General features: G+C 36.2%; 14 protein-coding genes. 3 read left to right on the top strand and 11 right to left on the bottom strand.

Annotation, left to right across the window (positions count from 1 at the left end):
* Positions 1-54: 54 nt before the first annotated feature.
* The 9 genes from PF272_RS08770 to uvrB form a co-directional block, all read right to left on the bottom strand.
* The gene (locus tag PF272_RS08770; RefSeq protein WP_271142451.1) at positions 55-1,011 is read right to left on the bottom strand and encodes an ABC transporter permease; all 957 of its coding nucleotides are present in this window, start codon (positions 1,009-1,011) and stop codon (positions 55-57) included.
* 27 nt (positions 1,012-1,038) lie between these two features.
* Positions 1,039-2,556, bottom strand: a complete 1,518-nt coding sequence (locus tag PF272_RS08765; RefSeq protein ID WP_271142450.1) for a sugar ABC transporter ATP-binding protein — start codon at positions 2,554-2,556, stop codon at positions 1,039-1,041.
* Positions 2,557-2,582: 26 nt separating this feature from the next.
* On the bottom strand, positions 2,583-3,515 hold the full coding sequence (locus PF272_RS08760; protein ID WP_271142449.1) for a sugar ABC transporter substrate-binding protein: 933 nt from the start codon (positions 3,513-3,515) through the stop codon (positions 2,583-2,585).
* Between the two features lie 74 nt (positions 3,516-3,589).
* A complete protein-coding gene (locus tag PF272_RS08755) occupies positions 3,590-4,528 on the bottom strand; it encodes a substrate-binding domain-containing protein (protein WP_065234608.1) in 939 nt (312 codons plus the stop codon).
* 440 nt (positions 4,529-4,968) lie between these two features.
* The gene (locus tag PF272_RS08750) at positions 4,969-5,688 is read right to left on the bottom strand and encodes an exonuclease domain-containing protein (RefSeq protein ID WP_271142448.1); all 720 of its coding nucleotides are present in this window, start codon (positions 5,686-5,688) and stop codon (positions 4,969-4,971) included.
* A complete protein-coding gene (locus PF272_RS08745) occupies positions 5,685-7,547 on the bottom strand; it encodes a DUF294 nucleotidyltransferase-like domain-containing protein (protein ID WP_065237932.1) in 1,863 nt (620 codons plus the stop codon). Before PF272_RS08745 ends, PF272_RS08750 begins: the two co-directional genes overlap by 4 nt.
* A gap of 72 nt (positions 7,548-7,619) precedes the next feature.
* A complete protein-coding gene (locus tag PF272_RS08740) occupies positions 7,620-9,311 on the bottom strand; it encodes a solute:sodium symporter family transporter (protein ID WP_271142447.1) in 1,692 nt (563 codons plus the stop codon).
* A gap of 56 nt (positions 9,312-9,367) precedes the next feature.
* The gene (locus PF272_RS08735) at positions 9,368-10,501 is read right to left on the bottom strand and encodes a Gfo/Idh/MocA family protein (RefSeq protein ID WP_271142446.1); all 1,134 of its coding nucleotides are present in this window, start codon (positions 10,499-10,501) and stop codon (positions 9,368-9,370) included.
* A 343-nt stretch (positions 10,502-10,844) separates the two neighbouring features.
* Positions 10,845-12,878 carry an excinuclease ABC subunit UvrB gene (gene uvrB / locus PF272_RS08730; protein ID WP_271142453.1) on the bottom strand — a complete coding sequence of 678 codons (2,034 nt, stop codon included), beginning with the start codon at positions 12,876-12,878 and terminating at the stop codon, positions 10,845-10,847.
* 159 nt (positions 12,879-13,037) lie between these two features.
* Between uvrB and PF272_RS08725 the strand changes: the two genes are divergently transcribed.
* Complete coding sequence (locus PF272_RS08725) at positions 13,038-14,054, top strand: YeiH family protein (RefSeq protein ID WP_271142445.1); 1,017 nt, start codon at positions 13,038-13,040, stop codon at positions 14,052-14,054.
* Between the two features lie 423 nt (positions 14,055-14,477).
* Here PF272_RS08725 and PF272_RS08720 read toward each other — a convergent pair whose 3' ends face one another.
* Both PF272_RS08720 and rsuA read right to left on the bottom strand, forming a co-directional pair.
* The gene (locus PF272_RS08720; protein ID WP_271142444.1) at positions 14,478-15,671 is read right to left on the bottom strand and encodes a Bcr/CflA family multidrug efflux MFS transporter; all 1,194 of its coding nucleotides are present in this window, start codon (positions 15,669-15,671) and stop codon (positions 14,478-14,480) included.
* A gap of 18 nt (positions 15,672-15,689) precedes the next feature.
* A complete protein-coding gene (rsuA, locus tag PF272_RS08715; RefSeq protein ID WP_271142452.1) occupies positions 15,690-16,394 on the bottom strand; it encodes a 16S rRNA pseudouridine(516) synthase RsuA in 705 nt (234 codons plus the stop codon).
* A gap of 385 nt (positions 16,395-16,779) precedes the next feature.
* On the opposite strand from rsuA, the gene PF272_RS08710 reads away from it, so the two are divergent.
* Positions 16,780-19,050 (top strand): NADP-dependent malic enzyme, encoded by a 2,271-nt coding sequence (locus PF272_RS08710; RefSeq protein WP_271142443.1) that lies wholly within the window; start codon positions 16,780-16,782, stop codon positions 19,048-19,050.
* 357 nt (positions 19,051-19,407) lie between these two features.
* Positions 19,408-19,689 carry a hypothetical protein gene (locus PF272_RS08705; protein ID WP_271142442.1) on the top strand — a complete coding sequence of 94 codons (282 nt, stop codon included), beginning with the start codon at positions 19,408-19,410 and terminating at the stop codon, positions 19,687-19,689.
* Positions 19,690-19,742 lie beyond the last annotated feature (53 nt).

Below are 19,742 nucleotides of genomic sequence, written 5' to 3'. Positions count from 1 at the left end.
TTAAATCAAAATAACCGCTATTTTTTATCTAAATTAAGGTATAACTGGAATTAATTAACTTCCTTTTTTGCGGCGTTTTAATGTGTCGATTAATACTGCAACAACAATAATTAAACCTTTTACAATTTGTTGCCAGTAAGGGTCAACGCCAAGCATATTTAAGCCTTTATTAGTAGTACCAATAATTAACGCACCAATTACACACATTGGAATGGTACCAATACCACCACTTAATGACACTCCACCAATAACGGCGGCGGCAATCGCATCTAACTCCCAAGATAAACCATAAGATGGGTTACCTGCATATGTACGAGCAGCTAACATTGCTCCTGCTAAACCTGATAAAGCACCAGCAAGAACATAAACCCAAATTAAAGTTTTAGTTGTATTAATTCCACAAATTTTAGCTGCATTAAGGTTACCACCCACTGCATAGACATGGCGACCAAACGTTGAACGACTAAGCAGAATATGGGCAGCCACGACAACAACAATATAAAGAATGACTAAGCCTGGTAATCCAAAAACACTTACATCAGAAATCCAAGTAAAGGCTTCAGAAGAAGCATCAATAGGACGACCATCAGAGTAGAGCTGTGCTGCACCACGAGCGATAATCATCATACCTAATGTTGCAATAAATGGTGGGATTGAACCTATCGCTGTTAAACCACCGTTAATAGCACCTAGCAATGCGCCTAAAGCAATAGATAAGGCAAAGGCGAGAAAAGCAGCACTTACACTATCGCCACCTGTAACAATAGAAGCAGCGACAACAGATGTGAAAGCTACCATAGAGCCAGATGATAAATCAATACCAGTGGTGACAATGGCAAAAGTTACTCCGATAGCAATAATACCGAACATAGATACTTGCTCAATAATACTCCAAACAGTGCGTGCAGAGAAAAAGCCATCAATGGATACAGATAAAACTAAAAAGAGGGCAATTAAAATAAACACCATTCCATAGGCATTTAGCATTTTTTTTACGGCATCGTTCGACATAATAAATTCCTCATACGTAATTAAATTTTAGTTATGTGTTAAACCAGAGGCTAATTCGAGCACTCGTTCTTGGGTTAATTCTTGTTGGGGAATAATTCCTACTTGATGCCCTTCATGCATTACCATGACTCGATCACTCATAGAAAGTAATTCCAACATATCAGATGTAATCATAATGATTGTTTTGCCTTGTTTAGCTAACTCAACCATCAATTTATAAAGCTCAGCTTTTGCGCCAACATCAATACCTTTTGTTGGTTCATCAAGAATTAAAATATCTGGTTCAAGTAACAACCACCGAGCTAAGAGAACCTTTTGTTGATTACCGCCAGAAAGGTTATTGGTGATAACTTCAACATTAGGTGCTTTAATTTTTAATTTCTCTTTTTGTTGAAGTGCTGTTTTTTGTGCTTTAGTAACAGAAATTAGGAAATTTTCGAGATAAGGGGACATCTTAGGCATAATCATATTGTCTGTAATACCTAAGTTAAGAAATAATCCGGTGAGTTTTCGATCTTCTGTAACGAAACCAATTTTATATTTCATTGCATCAAGTGGCGTTTTAATTTCAGCTTTTTGCCCGTGAATATAAATTTCTCCGCTATCAGCTGGTTTATAACCAAAAAGTCCTTCAACAATTTCTGAACGACCAGCGCCAACTAATCCTGCAATACCAAAGATCTCACCTTTACGTACTTGGAAACTAACATCTTTATATTTACCTGCTTTGGTTAAATTCTTCACTTCTAAGATAATTTCATCAGAAATTGTAATGCGTTCACGTTGGAACATTTCAGACATATCACGCCCAACCATCATAGAAATGAGTTCTTCTTTTGTCACCTCAGAGGCGGGTTTAGTACCAATGTATTGACCATCACGAATCACGGTAATTTCATCAGAGACTTTAAAGACTTCATCTAACTTATGTGAAATAAAGATGATGGCAATACCATGGCTTTTAACGGTTTCAATAATTTTGTATAACTGTTCAACTTCAGTTTCAGTCAATGCAGTGGTTGGCTCGTCCATAATGATAACTTTGGCATTATTTGATACAGCAGTCGCAATCGCAACTAACTGTGCTTTTGCCACAGACACTTCTGACATTTTGACGGTCACATCCATTGGGATACCAAGACCCTCCAAGATTTTTGCTGCTTTTTCATCCATTTCTTTCTGATTTAAGAAAAATTTTCCTTTGGTAAGTTCTCGACCAAGATAGAAGTTATCGGCAATAGTGAGATTAGCAGCAGGTGAAATTTCTTGAGGTACCATAGTTAAACCTTTACGGATCGCATCAATTGGGCGAGATGGACTAAATGGTTTACCATTTAAAATAAGTTCGCCACCATCATCAGGTGTATAAATACCGTAAAGAATTTTCATTAAAGTTGATTTGCCGGCACCGTTTTCTCCCATTAATGCATGAACGCTGCCTTTTTTAACTTTTAAGTTAATACCATCTAGTGCTTTTACCCCGGGGAATGTTTTTGAAACATTACGCATTTCTAAGATATAAGGGGTATGGGTTAATGAATCCATTTAGAACTCCTTAATATGAGGAATAATTATTCTTTATATTTATTGAGATATTGTTCTTTGTTATTAGGGGTAACTAATTCAAAAGGAATCCAATTGTATAAAGGTACTTGTTCTCCTATTACTGATTTATAAGCCATTTCAATACTAGTTCTTCCTTGACCTGAGGCTGATTGGTAGATAGTTGCGTCTAGTCCATTACCTAAATATTCTAAGGCATCAGGTGTAGCATCAATACCAACTATAAGGAGATCTTGATCTTTGAAACCTAGTTTTTTTGCAGCTAATAAAGCACCGATTGCCATTTCATCATTATTTGCAAGAATGACATTAACATTCTTATTGGCTAGTAATAAATTTTCTGAAACTTCTATAGCTTTAGCACGATCCCATTTAGCTTCTTGCTCAGCGACAACTTTTATTTCAGGATGTTTACTTAAAATATTTTTATTACCTTCCGTACGTTTAATTTGGGCATCTAAACCTAGTGGACCAAGCAGTATAATGGTATTTGCAGCTTTACCATTTAATGCATCAACAACAAATTTACCTTGCATTTCACCGCTTACAATTTCTTCTGAACCAACATAACTTGTAAGATATTTCATGTCTTCTTCGTTAGGTTTTACAGTAACAACAATAAAAGGTATTTTGGCTTTTTGGGCTTTTAATCCGATTGCTTTTACAATTTTTGGATCAGTTGGCATTGCAACAATGGCATCTACATTAGAATCAATAAAATTTTCTACATCATTAAGCATTTTTGTTGGGTCGCCATTTGCATCTGCAAAACGTAATTTTAGCTCTGAGTGTTCCTCAGCAAATTTTTTCATAGCATCTTGAACATAAGTAGGATATTTATCAGATAAACTGTACATAGTGATGCCTATGTTTATTGTTTTTGCAGATAAAGTTGGTATGACTAAACAGCCTATAATGAATATAAAGATCTTTTTAATCATAAGTCATTCCTTTAGTAATGAGGATAGTGAGTTTTGAGAAAAGGACGGAAGTACCGTCCTTTAGTATTAGATAATTATTTATATCTTGCTTTATATTCTTCTTTCTTATCTGGCGTTACCAATTCAAATGGAACCCATTTAATTTTTTCTACTTTTTCGCCTTTCGCTGCACGGTAAGCAGTTTCAGCACCAGTGAAACCTTGTCCTTGAGCTGATTGGAATACAGTAGCATCTAAACCTTTACCTAAATATTCTAATGCATCTGGTGTAGCATCTAAGCCAACAATTAGAATATCTTCATCTTTGATACCAAGTTTACGTGAAGCGAGTACGGCACCAATTGCCATTTCATCGTTATTACTTACAACAACGTTGATAGATTTTTGACCAGATAAAACATTTTCTGCAATCGCTAAGCCTCTATCACGTTCCCATTTACCTTCTTGTTCAGCAACGATAGTAATGTTTTTGTGATCTTTAAATACGTCTTTATTTCCTTCAGTACGTTTTGTTACCGCATCTTGCCCCAAAGGACCTAATAAGATAAGTGCTTCACCTTTTTTATCGCCAAGAGTATTAACGATAAAATTACCTTGGATACGACCACCTTCAATTTCGTCTGAACCTACAAAGCTGGTTACATATTTATTCAGATCATCTTCATTTGGACGACGGTTTACAATGATTAATGGAATGCCTGCATTTTTCGCTTTGCGGCCTATAGCTTTAACAATATTAGGATCATTAGGAACAACCAATAAAGCATCTACTTTTTGGTCAATAAAGGTTTCGACATCACTTAATTGTTTTGCTGAGTCAGCATTTGCATCAGCAAGTTTAAATTCAACATCATCATGTTTAGCATCAAAATCACGAATCGCATCTTGGAGGTAAGTTTGCCATTTATCGGCAAAAGAGTTCATTGGCGCCCCGATAACATAAGTTTTTGCCGTTACCGCTTGGGAAGTAAGTAGCACACCACTACATAGAAGAGTTAATAATGTTTTTTTCATCATAAGATTAGCCTTTTTCAGTTGAATTAATCACGATGGAAATACAACTATATTCTACAAAGACGTCAATGAAAGAATATAAATTCCAAATTCTGATAATTTGAAATAAATTATCTGGTGCTATGTATAACATTAAGCCATTTTTATGACAATGATGAAGTTAATGAATTGTGAAATATCTCTCATTTTTTATGAAAAAATTTTTGAAGTGGGATATTTAATTTAGTTTATCTATTTTAATCTTTTCTATTTTTTATTTTGTTTTTTAATTGGTTATGTTTATTTAGAGTGTTTTTTATAGTTGGGCTATTGAGAGGGGAATAGGATAAAAATAAGAACAAGATAGTGAAAAATTGGTTACATAAAAATTTTTTAACAATGAACCGCAATCTTTTCTAGAAAATTAAATTTTCATTTTTTCTCTCTTTTGGAAAATTTTGTTATCTTGTAGCAGAACATTGTTTCACGACCTGTTTTAAAGTGACTTCTTGATTAGGAAAGATTTCAGCAACCAACGCAAGGAAGAGTTCTCCTGTTGCAATCGCATCAGCAATGGCATTATGTGCCAGATAGGCGGGTAATCCTTTCTGTTGGCGAATTTGGGCTAATCGTAGATCAGGATTAGCTTGTCCCCAATATTCAGATAGTGAGCGAGCCAAGCAAAGCGTATCTAAGAAGACTAAAGGTAATGGCAAATTAGCAGGTAATTGAAGTGCTTTCTTTAAGAAATTTTTTTCAATAGAAGCGCAATGTGCGATGACAACTTTCCCTGCCAAATAAGGAATAAGACGCTGTAAACACTCTTCTTCACTTAGCCCTAAAGTTAATACTTCGGGGCGAACATGATTGATAATAGCCGTTTCAGGTTTTATCGCATCACCAGCAGAAGATAAATAATAATGCTGTGAGGTAGATAAAGAGAGAACCTGTTGATTTATTTCGACCGTCCCCACCGAGAGAATTCTATCTTGGGCGATATCTAGTCCAGATGTTTCAAAATCTAGAGCAACTAAAGAGAGCTGGGATAACGGAATGTCGCCATTAGGGATCGGACATTGATAAAGAGATAACGCTAATTTGGGTAAATTAGAGGAACCTAGTGCTTGTTGTCTTTGTTTTTCTAGTTTTTGTAGGCTATCTTGCCAAAAATGCCAAATCATCGTAGTAAACCTTTTGCATTAAAACGTAGTTGTGCTGCTTCCTGATAACGGGCAATAATACGAAACGCATCTTTTAAATGATTACGTTCAAAAGGAGTGAGCGAAGTCGGCTCAATCTCATTACTTAACGGTTGGTGTTGTAATAATGCTTGTTGTTGATGTGATAAGCGTACTTGGCTAATAAAAGATAAAGTTTCGTAGAGTTCCTGCTGACTTGTTTCGCTAATCACTTGTGCTTGACTGGCGATTTTTAGCCGTTCCATCGTGTTGGTAGTTAAGCTATTAGACGCTAAAGCATAGACTCTGGCTAATTCCACGATAAGATTAATTGCTTGCTTTTTAATATTAAACACTTTCTGGTTAGCCCCATTTTTGGCTAAAACAAATTGTCTAAATAGCCCTAATGGCGGATTAACTCTTAATGAATTAGCAATTAAGAATGCAAGAAAGCGTTGATTGCCTTTGATATGCAATAGAATTGTTTCTTGTAAACGTTGGACGAGAGATTCTTCACCAAATAGAAAACGAATATCTAAATAAACACTAACGTCTAAGAGTGCTTGAGGATCAGGGTTATAAATCCATTGACGGTAGTATTCTTTCCATTTTGCTAACTCAACAGACCATTTTGCTTGATTAGCCATCATTTCTCCTTCACACAATGGGTATCCACATTGTGCTAATCCATGACAAACAAATTGGCTTAGACGTTGAAAATAATCCTGTTCTAAAGGTGTTGGTGAGCGTTCTAGAATTAATCCGCTATCTTGATCAGAATTAAAGTGCATCTCTTGTCGAGCGTGAGAACCAATAACAAACCAAGCGTATTGCATCGGCGGTGGACCAAACTCACGTTCTGCAAGTTGTAATAGACGTTTAGTGAAAGCATCTGCAATTAAGCTAAGCATATGCTGGATAACTTGAGCATGGGTGCCTGCTTTTTGCAAAGTGAGAAAAACTGCTTGTTTTTGTGGTACTAAAGCAATCAATTCTTCTAAGGATTCTTGGCGATAAATCCGACTAATCAGGTAAACAGCTTGTACTTTGCTTCTTTCCACTAAACTGGTAGCAGTTAAAACACCAATGATTTGGTTACCATCAATAACAGGTAGGCTTCGTACATTATGCTGCATCATCATCTCAACTGCTTCAATTAACAACGCATTTTTCTCAATGACTTTTGGCTGTTTTGTCATAACGAGATGAATTGGTTGGGTGATTTCAACGCCTTCAGCAACTACTCGCTTAGTAATATCTCGGTCAGTAATAATGCCAAGTAATTGTTGTTCTTGCATAATTAAGGCACTAGAACGGTGCATTTTAACCATAATTTTTGCGGTATCTTGAATGGAACAATCTGGCGAAACAATCGCCATTTGTCGATTCATAACACTTTCAACCGTTTTTAAATAAAGCGCTTCTTCCGCAAAGGATTTGGTAGATGATTGTGCTAAGCGAACCCCTTCTTGTGCGGCAAAATGGTTACGGATAGCAGGATTATGCTCAATTAATTGATATAACTTAGTTTTTGGAATTCGGTATAAAAGAGTATTTTCTATAGCAGTGACATGATAATCACCGATACCTTCTTGATCTAATTGACTAAAACCAAATAGATCTTCATCACTTAACCTTGCCCTTAATTCACCAGAAGGTAAACGCTGCTCAACTGCGCCAGAACGAATGATAAATAACCCTTTACCCACAAGTTGTTCTTGAGCCAAAGTTTGATCTTTCATTAAATATAAAATATCAACAGCACCAGCGAGGGCTTTTTGATCATCAGCGGGAAGCAAGTCAAAAGGGTGGATATTAGATAAAAAATTAACAATATTTGGCAAAAGTGATGATTCTGTCATAGGAATAACCCTTTAGATAAAATAAACCGCTAAGGCTAGCGGTTTATTTCTTTACTAATCAATGAATTGCAATTATACAGCACCAGAAGCTTTAGTATAACGTAACGCTTGCATAATTGACCATAATACATACCCAATCGCAGCAACCGCCACAACATAGTAGGTTGGCATTACCCAGCCAGCAACATTTTGTGCTAAGAATGTGTACATTGAGATAGACGCTAGGGTAATTAATACTGCAACCGGTTTTGTAAGTGACCAAGGTTGAATATCAACTTGTTCAGTATAGACTTCTTGATAGTCTGTTTGACGAGGGTAGAAGTAACCAACAGTCAACATAAAGATAATGTTTGCTACAAAGAGTAAGCCAATTAAATGGAAGAAGTGAATATCAACTTTGATAATAAAGTTAAAGATAATATATGCACTCATACCGAAGAGTAAGCCTAGTTTTGCAGCAATAGCAGGTACACGTTTGGTTAATAAGCCAACTAATACCACACTAAGAATTGGTGCATTAAACATCCCTTGTAATTGTTGAATAAGATAGAATAAACCATCACTGCTGTTTGCAACTAATGGTGCCGCAACCATCGCAATAATAGCTAAGGTTAAACCAAGAATTTTTCCTACTCTAACGACTTGTGTTTCAGATGCTTTTGGATTTAACGATTTTTTGTAAATATTAACTGTGAATAAGGTAACTGATGAATTGAGGGCACCACTAAAGGTTGAGAATACAGCTCCTACGACTACTGCGGCAAAGAAGCCTACTAATAAATCAGGTAATACGAGTTGGACTAAACGTGGGTAAGCGTTATCTGGATTATCCATTTGTCCATTAAAGATATGATACGCAATGATACCCGGTAAAATAATGATACTTGGGATTAATAATTTAAAGAATGCACAAAGGAAAACCCCTTTTTGTCCTTCAGCAAGGTTTTTCGCACCTAACGCTTTTTGTACGATAGATTGGTTGGTACACCAGAAGAACATATTAGAAACAATTAATCCAGTGAATAGTGTTGAGAACGGCACTAGTGAATCTTCTGCGCCAATAGAATTGAATTTTTCTGGATGAGATTCAAAGACTTCAACTAAACCAGACCAAACATTGCCATCACCAACATAACCTAGAGCAAATAGGGTAACAGTTAAACCACCTACAATTAAGCCTACACCGTTTAATGTATCCGCAATAGCGATTGCTTTGATTCCACCAAAAACTGCATAAATCGCACCGATAGCACCTACGCCCCATACCATAATTAGTAAGGCAGTTGAGCGATCAAGATGGAATACATTAGATACTTGGAATAAGTTTTCTAAGGCAATTGCACCAGTGTAAAGAACGATTGGTAGCAATGAAATAACATATAAACCTAAGAATAAAATAGAAGTAATTGTGAGCGTTTGTTTGTCAAAACGATTTTCTAAATATTCAGGAATACTGGAGATACCGAGTTTCAAATAACGAGGTAGGAAGAAAATTGCAAATAAAACAATGGTCATTGCCGCCATAACTTCCCATGCCATAACGATAAATCCTGTGCGGAATGATAAGCCATTTAAACCAACTAAATGTTCAGTTGATAGATTCATTAATAGCATGGATGAACCGATATAAATCCCAGTCAATGAACGGCCACCAAGGAAATAGCCTTCAGCGGATTCCGTTAAGTGAGCATTTCGTGTTTTATAATAGGCATAACCTGCAACAAAAGCGGTAAATGCGATAAATGAAATAAAAGCAAACATCATTTTCTCCCTACATTTCATTCATAGCAAAATGCTATGACAATACAAAATATAAATAATTAAATTTCTGTTACCGTTACCCATGATTTCGTTTGTGCTGATTGGGCAATCGCTTCTAATACTTGAGAAACGTGATAACCAACATAGAAATCAGGGGTAATTGGTTTGTTATAAAGAAGTCCTTCCACAAGATCTCTTACTTCGACTGCTTTTTGATCATTAAAACCGATACCATGACCAGCACTAATGCAGAATGGGCGATAATCAGGATGTTCTGGACCAGTTAAAATAGTTTTAAAACCTTGACGATTAGAGGCATCAGCATGAAGGTAAAGCTGTAATTCTGCCATTCTTTCTTGAGTGAAACTCAGTGTACCTTTCGTTCCAGTTACCACATAAGTGAGTCCCATTTTTCTACCTGAAGCGATTCGAGAAGATTCAATCGTTCCCATCGCACCATTAGCAAAGCGAACTAATGCACTGGCTTGATCTTCATTTTCAACCTCACAAAGTTTATTAGGGTCTTTTGGATCTGGACGCTGTTTAATCACAGTTTGCATATCACCACAAACTTCGTGGATTTCTGAACCAAGTAAATATTCCGCCATATGTACAATATGGGCAGCTAGATCGCCAAGCGTACCTAATCCTGCTAAATGACGATAACAATGCCAATCAATTGGTGTATTTGGATTAGCGAGATAATCTTCATTATGAGTACCATAGAAATGAATGACATCACCAATTTCACCACTAGCAATAATTTCACGAGCTAATTGGCTAGTTGGATTTTTAGCATAGTTAAAACCAACAAGTGTTTTCACTCCAGCTTGCTTAGCTGCAAGATACATCTGTTTCGCTTCTGCGGCTGTTAATGCAAGTGGTTTTTCAGAATAGACAGTTTTGCCGTGTTGGATTGCGGCAAGGGCAATCTCTTTGTGTAAGAAATTTGGTGTACAAATATCAACGACATCAACATTTGGATCGGCAACTAATTCCTGCCAATTTGCAGTTGAACGGCGGAAACCGAATTCTTTTGCACGTTGTGCAGCTAATTCAGGTGTCACTTCAGCAAGGTATTCCAACTCTACTTTACCTTGTAAGTTAAAGACGGTTGGTAATTGTGCATAAGCAATAGCGTGGCAACGGCCAATATAGCCAGTACCAACTAAACCGATTCTTACTTTGTCCATGTTTATCTCCTTTTTTTCACCAAGGTGTACGGATATCTACTGTTCAACAATCATATCTAAATGGTTTATTAGGTATGGTGGTATTGTAGGATTGTGATTGAGGTGTAACATACTATTGCAAAATGAAAATTTCAATTCATCTTTTTATTTAAATAAAAAATTTATTTCATTTTGTGATCTAGGTAGAAATATTGAAATCCTAAAAGATAAAAGGCTTGAAATGATTTGAAAAAGAGTATCTGTTTATCTTGCTCACTTAAGATAAAAGAATATTTATTCTATACATTTGTTTGGTGAAAAAATAGGCAGAAAATTTTCTGCCTAATATTAGAGATTATAACGATTAATCTCCTTGTAATTGCATAAAACGTTCTCGTAACGCATGTAATTGATCTCGAGTTTGTGCCGCTTTTTCAAATTCCAGATCTTGGGCAAATTTATACATTTGCTGTTCAAGGCGCTTAATTTCTTTTTGTAACTCTTTCGCATTATCCACAGGGAGATAAGTAGCGGTTGGTTCTGAGGCTTTGGCAATCCGTTGTTTTTTCCCTTTAGGATTAGAGCTTTGACCAATATCTAAGATTTCGCCAATCTTCTTATTGAGCGCTTTTGGCACAATGCCGTGTGCTTCATTATAAGCTTGTTGTTTTTGACGGCGGCGTTCGGTTTCATCAATCGCACGTTGCATTGATGGGGTAATATGATCAGCGTAAAGAATGGCTTTACCGTGTAAGTTACGTGCCGCGCGACCAATAGTTTGAATTAATGAACGCTCTGAACGCAAGAAGCCTTCTTTATCCGCATCAAGAATAGCAACGAGCGATACTTCTGGCATATCTAATCCTTCACGTAACAAGTTAATACCAACTAAAACATCAAATTCACCTGCACGTAAATCTCGAATAATTTCTACCCGTTCAACAGTATCAATGTCTGAATGTAAATAACGAACTAATACACCATGTTCAGCTAAGTAATCGGTAAGATCTTCAGCCATTTTTTTCGTTAATGTGGTAACGAGTACACGTTCATTTTTATCCACCCGCAGACGGATTTCGGATAATAAATCATCAACTTGTGTAGAAACTGGGCGAACTTCAATTTCAGGATCTAATAATCCAGTTGGACGAACGACTTGATCGATAATTTCATCGCCTGATTTTTCTAATTCATAAGGGCCTGGCGTAGCAGAAACATAAATTGTCTGTGGTGCTAAGCGTTCAAACTCTTCAAAACGAAGTGGACGATTATCTAAAGCAGAGGGGAGGCGAAAACCGTATTCTACTAAGGTTTCTTTGCGAGAACGGTCGCCACGATACATCCCACCAATTTGTGGAACAGTAACGTGTGATTCATCAATAATTAATAAACCATCACTCGGAATATAATCAAATAGAGTTGGTGGTGGTTCCCCTTCTTTTCGCCCCGACAAATAGCGAGAGTAGTTTTCAATGCCAGAGCAATAGCCCAATTCATTCATCATTTCGATATCAAATTGAGTACGTTGGGTAATCCGTTGTTCTTCAACTAATTTATGTTCTTTAATAAAGTATTCTCGCCGCTGAACTAACTCTTGTTTAATTAATTCAATAGCTTCTAAGATGCGTTCTCTTGGTGTGACATAGTGTGTCTTTGGATAAACGGTATAACGAGGAACGACACCTAAAGAACGATTTGTTAATGGATCAAATAGACTTAAGCGTTCAATTTCTTCATCAAATAGCTCAACGCGTAATGCAACATCATCAGATTCAGCGGGGAAGATATCAATAACATCACCATGAACACGGAAAGTACCGCGTTGAAACGCTTGATCATTGCGGGTGTATTGCAATGCAGCAAGATGTGACAAAATTTGACGCTGATCGATTAATGCCCCGGTTTGCAGATGTAGCATCATTTTTAAATAAGAATCAGGATCGCCCAAACCATAGATAGCAGAAACGGAGGTCACCACAATAGTATCGCGGCGTTCCAAAAAAGATTTAGTCGCCGACAACCGCATCTGTTCAATCTGATCATTAATCGAAGCATCTTTCTCTATAAAAGTATCACTGGCGGGGACATAGGCCTCAGGTTGATAGTAATCATAGTAAGACACGAAATATTCCACCGCATTTTCTGGGAAAAATGCTTTCATTTCAGCATAGAGTTGCGCTGCGAGCGTTTTATTGGGTGCAAAAATCATGGCAGGACGATTTAACTGTGCAATGACATTAGCAATAGTAAATGTTTTACCTGAACCAGTTACACCAAGTAAGGTTTGATGGGCTAAGCCATCATTTAAATTTTCTACTAATTTAGCAATGGCAGCAGGCTGATCACCAGAAGGTTTGAAATCAGAATGAAGAATAAAAGGTTTACTATTTTTTTTCATAACAAGGTTATTGAGATCTAAATGCTGGTCGTGAATTTTAGCATAGTTCCAGCATAAGCTGAATTTCTTGCCAGATAACATTGCGGTTCGCCACAATAGAATTCCTGTATATAACGATTTATAATTTCTTATAACATTAATTTATTAGAGAAATGAAAAATGACAATAAAATCTTTGTTACCAGGTGTTTTACTTGCTGGTGTAGTAACGGCTATTGCATTTACTTTAACTTATTTGGGGATTGGGAAATCATTAAGGATTAGTGCATTAACTTTTGCGATCTTAATTGGTATGTTGGTTGGCAACACGGTTTATCCAAAGATAGCAGAGATTTCCCAAACAGGGGTAAATTTCTCCAAAGGAATTTTATTGCGTACAGGCATTATTCTGTATGGTTTTCGGATTACTTTTCAACAAATTGATTCGGTTGGGATTAATGCGATTGCTACAGATGCTGTAATGTTGCTATCAACATTTTTGATTGCCTGTTGGTTAGGAATGAAATGGTTAAAAATTGATAGAGAAACAACGTTATTATGTGCAACTGGGGCGAGTATTTGCGGGGCGGCTGCAGTGATGGCAGCTGAACCTGTGGTAAAAGCTCAATCGCATAAAGTTTCAGTTGCAATAGCCACGGTGGTAATTTTTGGCACAATAGCGATGTTTACTTATCCTATATTCCATACTTGGCTTAATCAATTTATTAGTGAGTATCAGTTTGGAATTTATATTGGATCAACAGTGCACGAAGTTGCTCAAGTTTATGCAGCAGGACAGAATATTAATAACCAAATAGCAGATAGTGCTGTGATTACTAAAATGATTCGTGTTATGATGTTAGCCCCGTTTTTATTAGGTCTTTCTTATTTTTTAAGTCGAGAATCATCATCAGATACACAAACCAGAAAAATTAATATTCCATGGTTTGCTGTTTGGTTCATTATTGTTGCTGTGATTAATTCTTTCCCGATTGTGCCTGAAATCATTACCCATTGGCTGGTCGAGTTGGATACGATTTTATTAATGATGGCGATGTCTGCATTAGGATTAACAACACATATTGATGCAATTAAAAAAGCAGGAGCAAAACCACTTATTCTTGGTTTAATTGTTTTCTTCTGGCTATCGATAGGTGGTTTTTTAATTAATTTTATTAGTCAGTTGTTGTTTAAGTAAACAAAAATGGAGCAAAAAATGCTCCATTATTTTTAATTGTTAAGAAAAAGAAAAAATATAAAAAGCTTGAAAAATAGTAAGTTTTGCACAGACTTATTTTTGTCAAGTTTTTTTTTATTTATTTTTTTATAGAAAAATATAATCTTTACTGGATTTTATATAACTTATTGATTTTTAAATAAATGTTATTTTGCAGACAATTTTAATTGTGACTAATATAATTCCTTATTCTACAAGGACTCACAGAAAATTAATAAAAGTATTCCACAAAGTTATCCACAGGTTGTGTGGATAGAAAAATTCCCTCCAAATTTGAATAATTGATCATCAAATTGGCGAAAATTTAGTATAGAAAGCTGATTAGAGTAGATGTTATAGGACAATAGCAATACAGAAACACCTGTATTGCTAGATAGATAATATTTATTTGAGATTACTATAAGTAAATAGCCAATAACCGAAGACAGCAACAGATACACAGACAATCATTGTCGCTAACATCGGAATAGCGCTAGTTACTGGCACTAAAGCGAGTAGTGATCCCACAACTGCACCTCCGCCAAAACGTAAAGTACCTAATACTGAATTTGCGGTACCAGCCGTCCGCGGGAATTTCTCTAAAATCAGTGCGGCTGAATTAGCACCAATAGTAGAATTCATTCCAATAAACCAAGAAATTCCAAGTGCCATAGGCCAGAATCCAAGGTCACAAACAGCTACAATGAATAACCACAGTCCTGCGGCAGCTTGCATACCTAAGCCAAATTGCAGCATACGCTCAGCGCCTACTTTGCCGACAATTTTGCCATTGATTACAGTAAATGTAGCCATAACAGCAATATTCATCATAAAGAAATAACCGAAGTTTTGTACTTTTACCCCATAAATATCGATATATACGAGTGAACCGGAAGTGAGGAAAGCGAATAAACCGGCAAAAGAGAATGTAGAAACAATTAAATAACCGATTACTTCTTTGATTCTTAATACACTCCAGAATTGATGTAAGATATTTCTTAAAGAGAAAGCTTGGCGTTTTTCTTTATCTAAAGTTTCTGGAATTCGCCATGCGAATAACAAACCACTAGTGATCCCAACGACCACTAACAAATAAAAAATTGTATGCCAATGGAAATATTGCACAATATAGCCCCCAAGAATCGGTGCTAATAAAGGTGCAACCATAATCACTAATGTGACCAAAGACATCATTTTAGAAAAGTCATTTTTACTAAATAAATCACGCAATAATGCGCCTAGTATCACCACAGGTGCAGCACCAAAGAAACCTTGTAATAAGCGTAACCAAATAAAATGATGGATATTATTAATTTGGGTTAGCCCTAATGCAGCAATGGTACTAATCATTAAACCGAAAAGAATGATTGGTTTACGTCCAACACTATCAGCAATAGGTCCCCAGACTAATTGTCCAACCCCCATTCCGAGAGTGAACATGGTTAAAGTATATTGGACTTGACTAGATGGTACGTTTAAATCTTTAGCGATATTTAAAAATGCTGGAAGGTACATATCGATGCCGAGTGGTGGCATCATGGACAATAGTCCTAAAATTAATACAAAGATAAAGTTAATTCTTACTTTTTTATTTCCCATTTAAACCTCTTGTTATTGTTATTCTAAAAATGATTGAACTTCCTCGTGAGTTAAAGAACGATATTCACCTTCTGCGAGGTGTTCATCTAAGATAATTTGCCCAACACGCCAACGATGTAGCGCAACCACTTTATTTCCTAGGGCAGCAAACATACGCTTAACCTGATGATATTTACCCTCAATTAAGGTTAAATTCAAATTGTAATCATCGATTATTTCAATTTGTGCTGGCTTAGTTGGCTGTTTTTCTCCTTTTAACAGAATGCCTTGCTGACATTGTTCTAGATAAAAATCTTCGATCGGATCGGCTAATGTTACTAAATAAGTTTTTTCACAATGATGCTTGGGTGATGTAATTCGGTGTGACCATTGACCGTCATCTGTTAATAATACTAACCCAGTTGTATCAACATCTAATCGACCAGCAGTATGTAAGCGATTAGAGAGTGGATAATCAAAAAATTGATAAACCGTTGGATAGTCACCATCATCGTGTGAACAGATATACCCCTCAGGTTTATACAAAACAAAATATTGATTTCCTTCAATCCAATTTAATGTTTCTCCATCAAATTCAATCAGATCATCAGTTGAAACTTTTAAAGCGCCATCTTTAACGAGCATATTGTTCACTTTAACTAAGTTTTGTCGTAATGCTTTGGTTGCTTGAGAACGAGAAAGTCCAGTGTATTCGGATAAAAATTTATCTAATCGTTGTTTCATCATTTATGTTTATTACTAGGATTATTGTTTAAGTCACAGAAAAAATTGGAGTAATTATTCTAACATTATTTGCAAAATGTGGCATAGCTCACAGCTTTCCTGAAAAACGAAACTATAATAAAGGGTGGATTTTTAATGAGTTCTCTCATTTTTTAGGGTACGGAGCATTGCTCCAACAATAAAATCCATTTTCTGGCTCAAACAATATGAGTGGATGTCAGCAAGTAAATTAATGGAATATAAATAGACTTTGATGATTTTTATTAGAGCTTGTTAGAACACAGCGGTGGATTGCCCTCAACTTCTCTTATTCCTTTCACGATAAGTAAAGCGGTAAACCTCTTGCACATTAATCATTTTTTATATGATAGATTAAGGATAGATTATGGACGAAAAACTACGCCAAGCAGCCTTGGATTTCCATCAATTTCCAATTCCTGGGAAAATCGAAGTCACACCAACTAAATCACTTGCAACTCAACAAGATCTCGCACTGGCTTATTCACCAGGGGTAGCAGAACCTTGTTTAGAGATCGAAAAAGATCCTGCGAATGCTTATAAATATACCTCTCGTGGTAATTTAGTTGCCGTGATTTCAAATGGTACAGCCGTATTAGGATTAGGAAATATTGGTGCATTAGCCGGTAAACCTGTTATGGAAGGAAAGGGCGTATTGTTCAAAAAATTCGCCGGAATTGATGTGTTTGATATTGAAATCAATGAGACCGATCCTGACAAATTAATCGATATTATCGCTTCATTAGAACCAACCTTTGGTGGAATTAACCTTGAAGATATTAAAGCACCAGAGTGTTTCTATATTGAGAAAAAATTACGTGAACGGATGAAAATTCCTGTGTTCCATGATGACCAACACGGTACAGCTATTATCTGTGCCGCAGCAGTATTAAATGGATTACGTGTTGTAAATAAAGATATTAAGAAAGTGAAAGTAGTGGCATCTGGGGCGGGAGCTTCAGCGATTGCCTGCTTAAATTTAATGGTGGCATTAGGGATAGAACGTAAAAATATTACTATCTGTGACTCTAAAGGCGTTGTGTATAAAGGACGTGGCGATCATATTGATGAAACCAAACAAGTTTATGCAATTGATGATAATGGTGCACGTACTTTAGCGGATGCTTTACCGGGGGCAGATATTTTCTTAGGTTGTTCTAAAGCAGGCGTATTAACACCAGAGATGGTGAAAACGATGGCAGATACTCCATTAATTTTAGCATTAGCTAACCCAGTCCCAGAAATTTTACCGCCAGTAGCTAAAGCGGCTCGTCCAGATGCAATTATTTGTACAGGGCGTTCTGATTTCCCGAACCAAGTTAATAATGTACTTTGTTTCCCATTCATTTTCCGTGGTGCGTTAGATGTTCATGCAACAACGATTAATGAAGAAATGAAATTGGCAGCAGTTCGTGCGATAGCTGATTTAGCTCTTGCAGAACAAAGTGATGTGGTTTCTTCTGCTTATGGCGAAAGTGAAGTATCGTTTGGTGCAGAATATATTATTCCAAAACCATTTGATCCTCGTTTAATTGTGAAAATTGCTCCGGCCGTAGCAAAAGCAGCAATGGATACTGGCGTTGCACAAAAACCAATTACTGATTTCAATGCTTATATCGATCAACTTACACAATTTGTGTATAAGACTAACTTATTTATGAAACCAGTCTTTGCACAAGCAAAATTAGATAAAAAACGTGTGATTTTGACAGATGGTGAAGAACCACGCGTCTTGCACGCAGTACAAGAAATCAGTAGCTCAGGTATTGCTTATCCGATTTTGATTGGTCGTCCAAGCGTGATTGAACAACGAATCAAAAATTTAGGGCTTAAGATCGAAGCGGGCAAGGATTTTGATGTTGTGAATAATGAGCAAGATAGCCGTTATACAGAATGTTGGCAGGCTTATTATGAAATTATGAAACGTAAAGGGGTAACACCATCTCTTGCAAAACACCGCTTAATTACTGATAGAACAGCGATTGCTTCTATTTTGGTACAACGCGGTGAAGCTGATGCAATTATTTGTGGTTTGGTTGGCTCCTATCGTGAACATCTTCAAACATTACGAGATGTCATCGGTGTTGCAGATGGGGTGCATACTTTAGCGACTGTAAATAGCTTAGTATTGCCAACAGGTAATGTGTTTATTTCAGATACTTTTGTAAATGAAAACCCAACAGCAGAAGAATTGGCAGAGATTACTTTAATGGCAGCAGAAGAAGTCCAATCTTTTGGGATTGAACCTCAAGTTGCATTATTGTCTAACTCAAATTATGGCTCATCTGATAGCGAAAATGCAGTGAAAATGCGTAAAGTGCTTGAGTTAGTGAAGGTACGCCGTCCAGATTTAATTGTTGATGGTGAAATGCATGGTGATATTGCACTTTCAGAAAACTTGCGTAAAAACATTATGCCAGATAGCCCAATTAAAGGCGCTGCGAACTTGTTAATTATGCCAAGTATGGAATCTGCTCGTATTAGCTATAACTTATTACGTGCAACGACAACAGCGATTACAGTGGGACCGATGTTAATGGGTTTGAAGAAATCAGCACATATTCTTACCCCAGTATCTTCTGTTCGCCGTATTATCAATATGGTGGCAGTTGCAGCTGTACAAGCACAGAAGAAATAAACTGAGTATTTAGATTAATTAGTAAAAGATATTTTTATATATAAAAGTGTAGTAGACAAAGTGGTTGCTAATCATTATTTATAAAGATTATTAACCACTTTTTTATCTACTACATCTTCTATTTTTGCATTTTTTAGCTGTTGTGAGTTAAATGTTTAATAATGATTGCTATAAATTAACCCATCTTTGTTTTACCAAATTCTCCATATAACCTTCTATTTCTTGCTTTACAAAAAGAGTAGAAACTCCAATTTTTACCGATTTTGGAAAATCAGATTTATATATTTTTATTTTGAAGAATATTGTATTTACTTTATATTGTTCCTGTTATTAGGAATAAATTTTAAGGGGGAAAATATGGAATACAAAGATAAAGATTTTGGCATAGATGCATTGAAATTGATCGGTAAAGCGCTATATGGTGAGCAGTGGCAAACAAACTTATCAAATGATCTAGGGTTGTCTGATCCTAGGCGGGTTAGATATTGGTTATCAGGAGGCAGAAAAATTCCAACGGGTATTTGGAATGACTTAGCCAAACTATTAGAACAAAGAAAAAATCTAATAGAGGATCTGTTGAAAAAAATAGCGGAAAGAGAACACTTAGAAAAGGAAAAAGAGAAGAAAGAGAGTATCTAAGCGTGAAGATTAAAAAAAAAGAGGGTAAAGCCCTCTTTTTTATTACGATAAAT

It is taken from the genome of Gallibacterium faecale, from assembly GCF_027920745.1.
GTDB classification, from domain to species: Bacteria; Pseudomonadota; Gammaproteobacteria; order Enterobacterales; family Pasteurellaceae; genus Gallibacterium; species Gallibacterium faecale.
The sequence above is the reverse complement of the archived record's forward strand: the minus strand, read 5'-3'. Positions and strand labels throughout refer to the sequence as shown.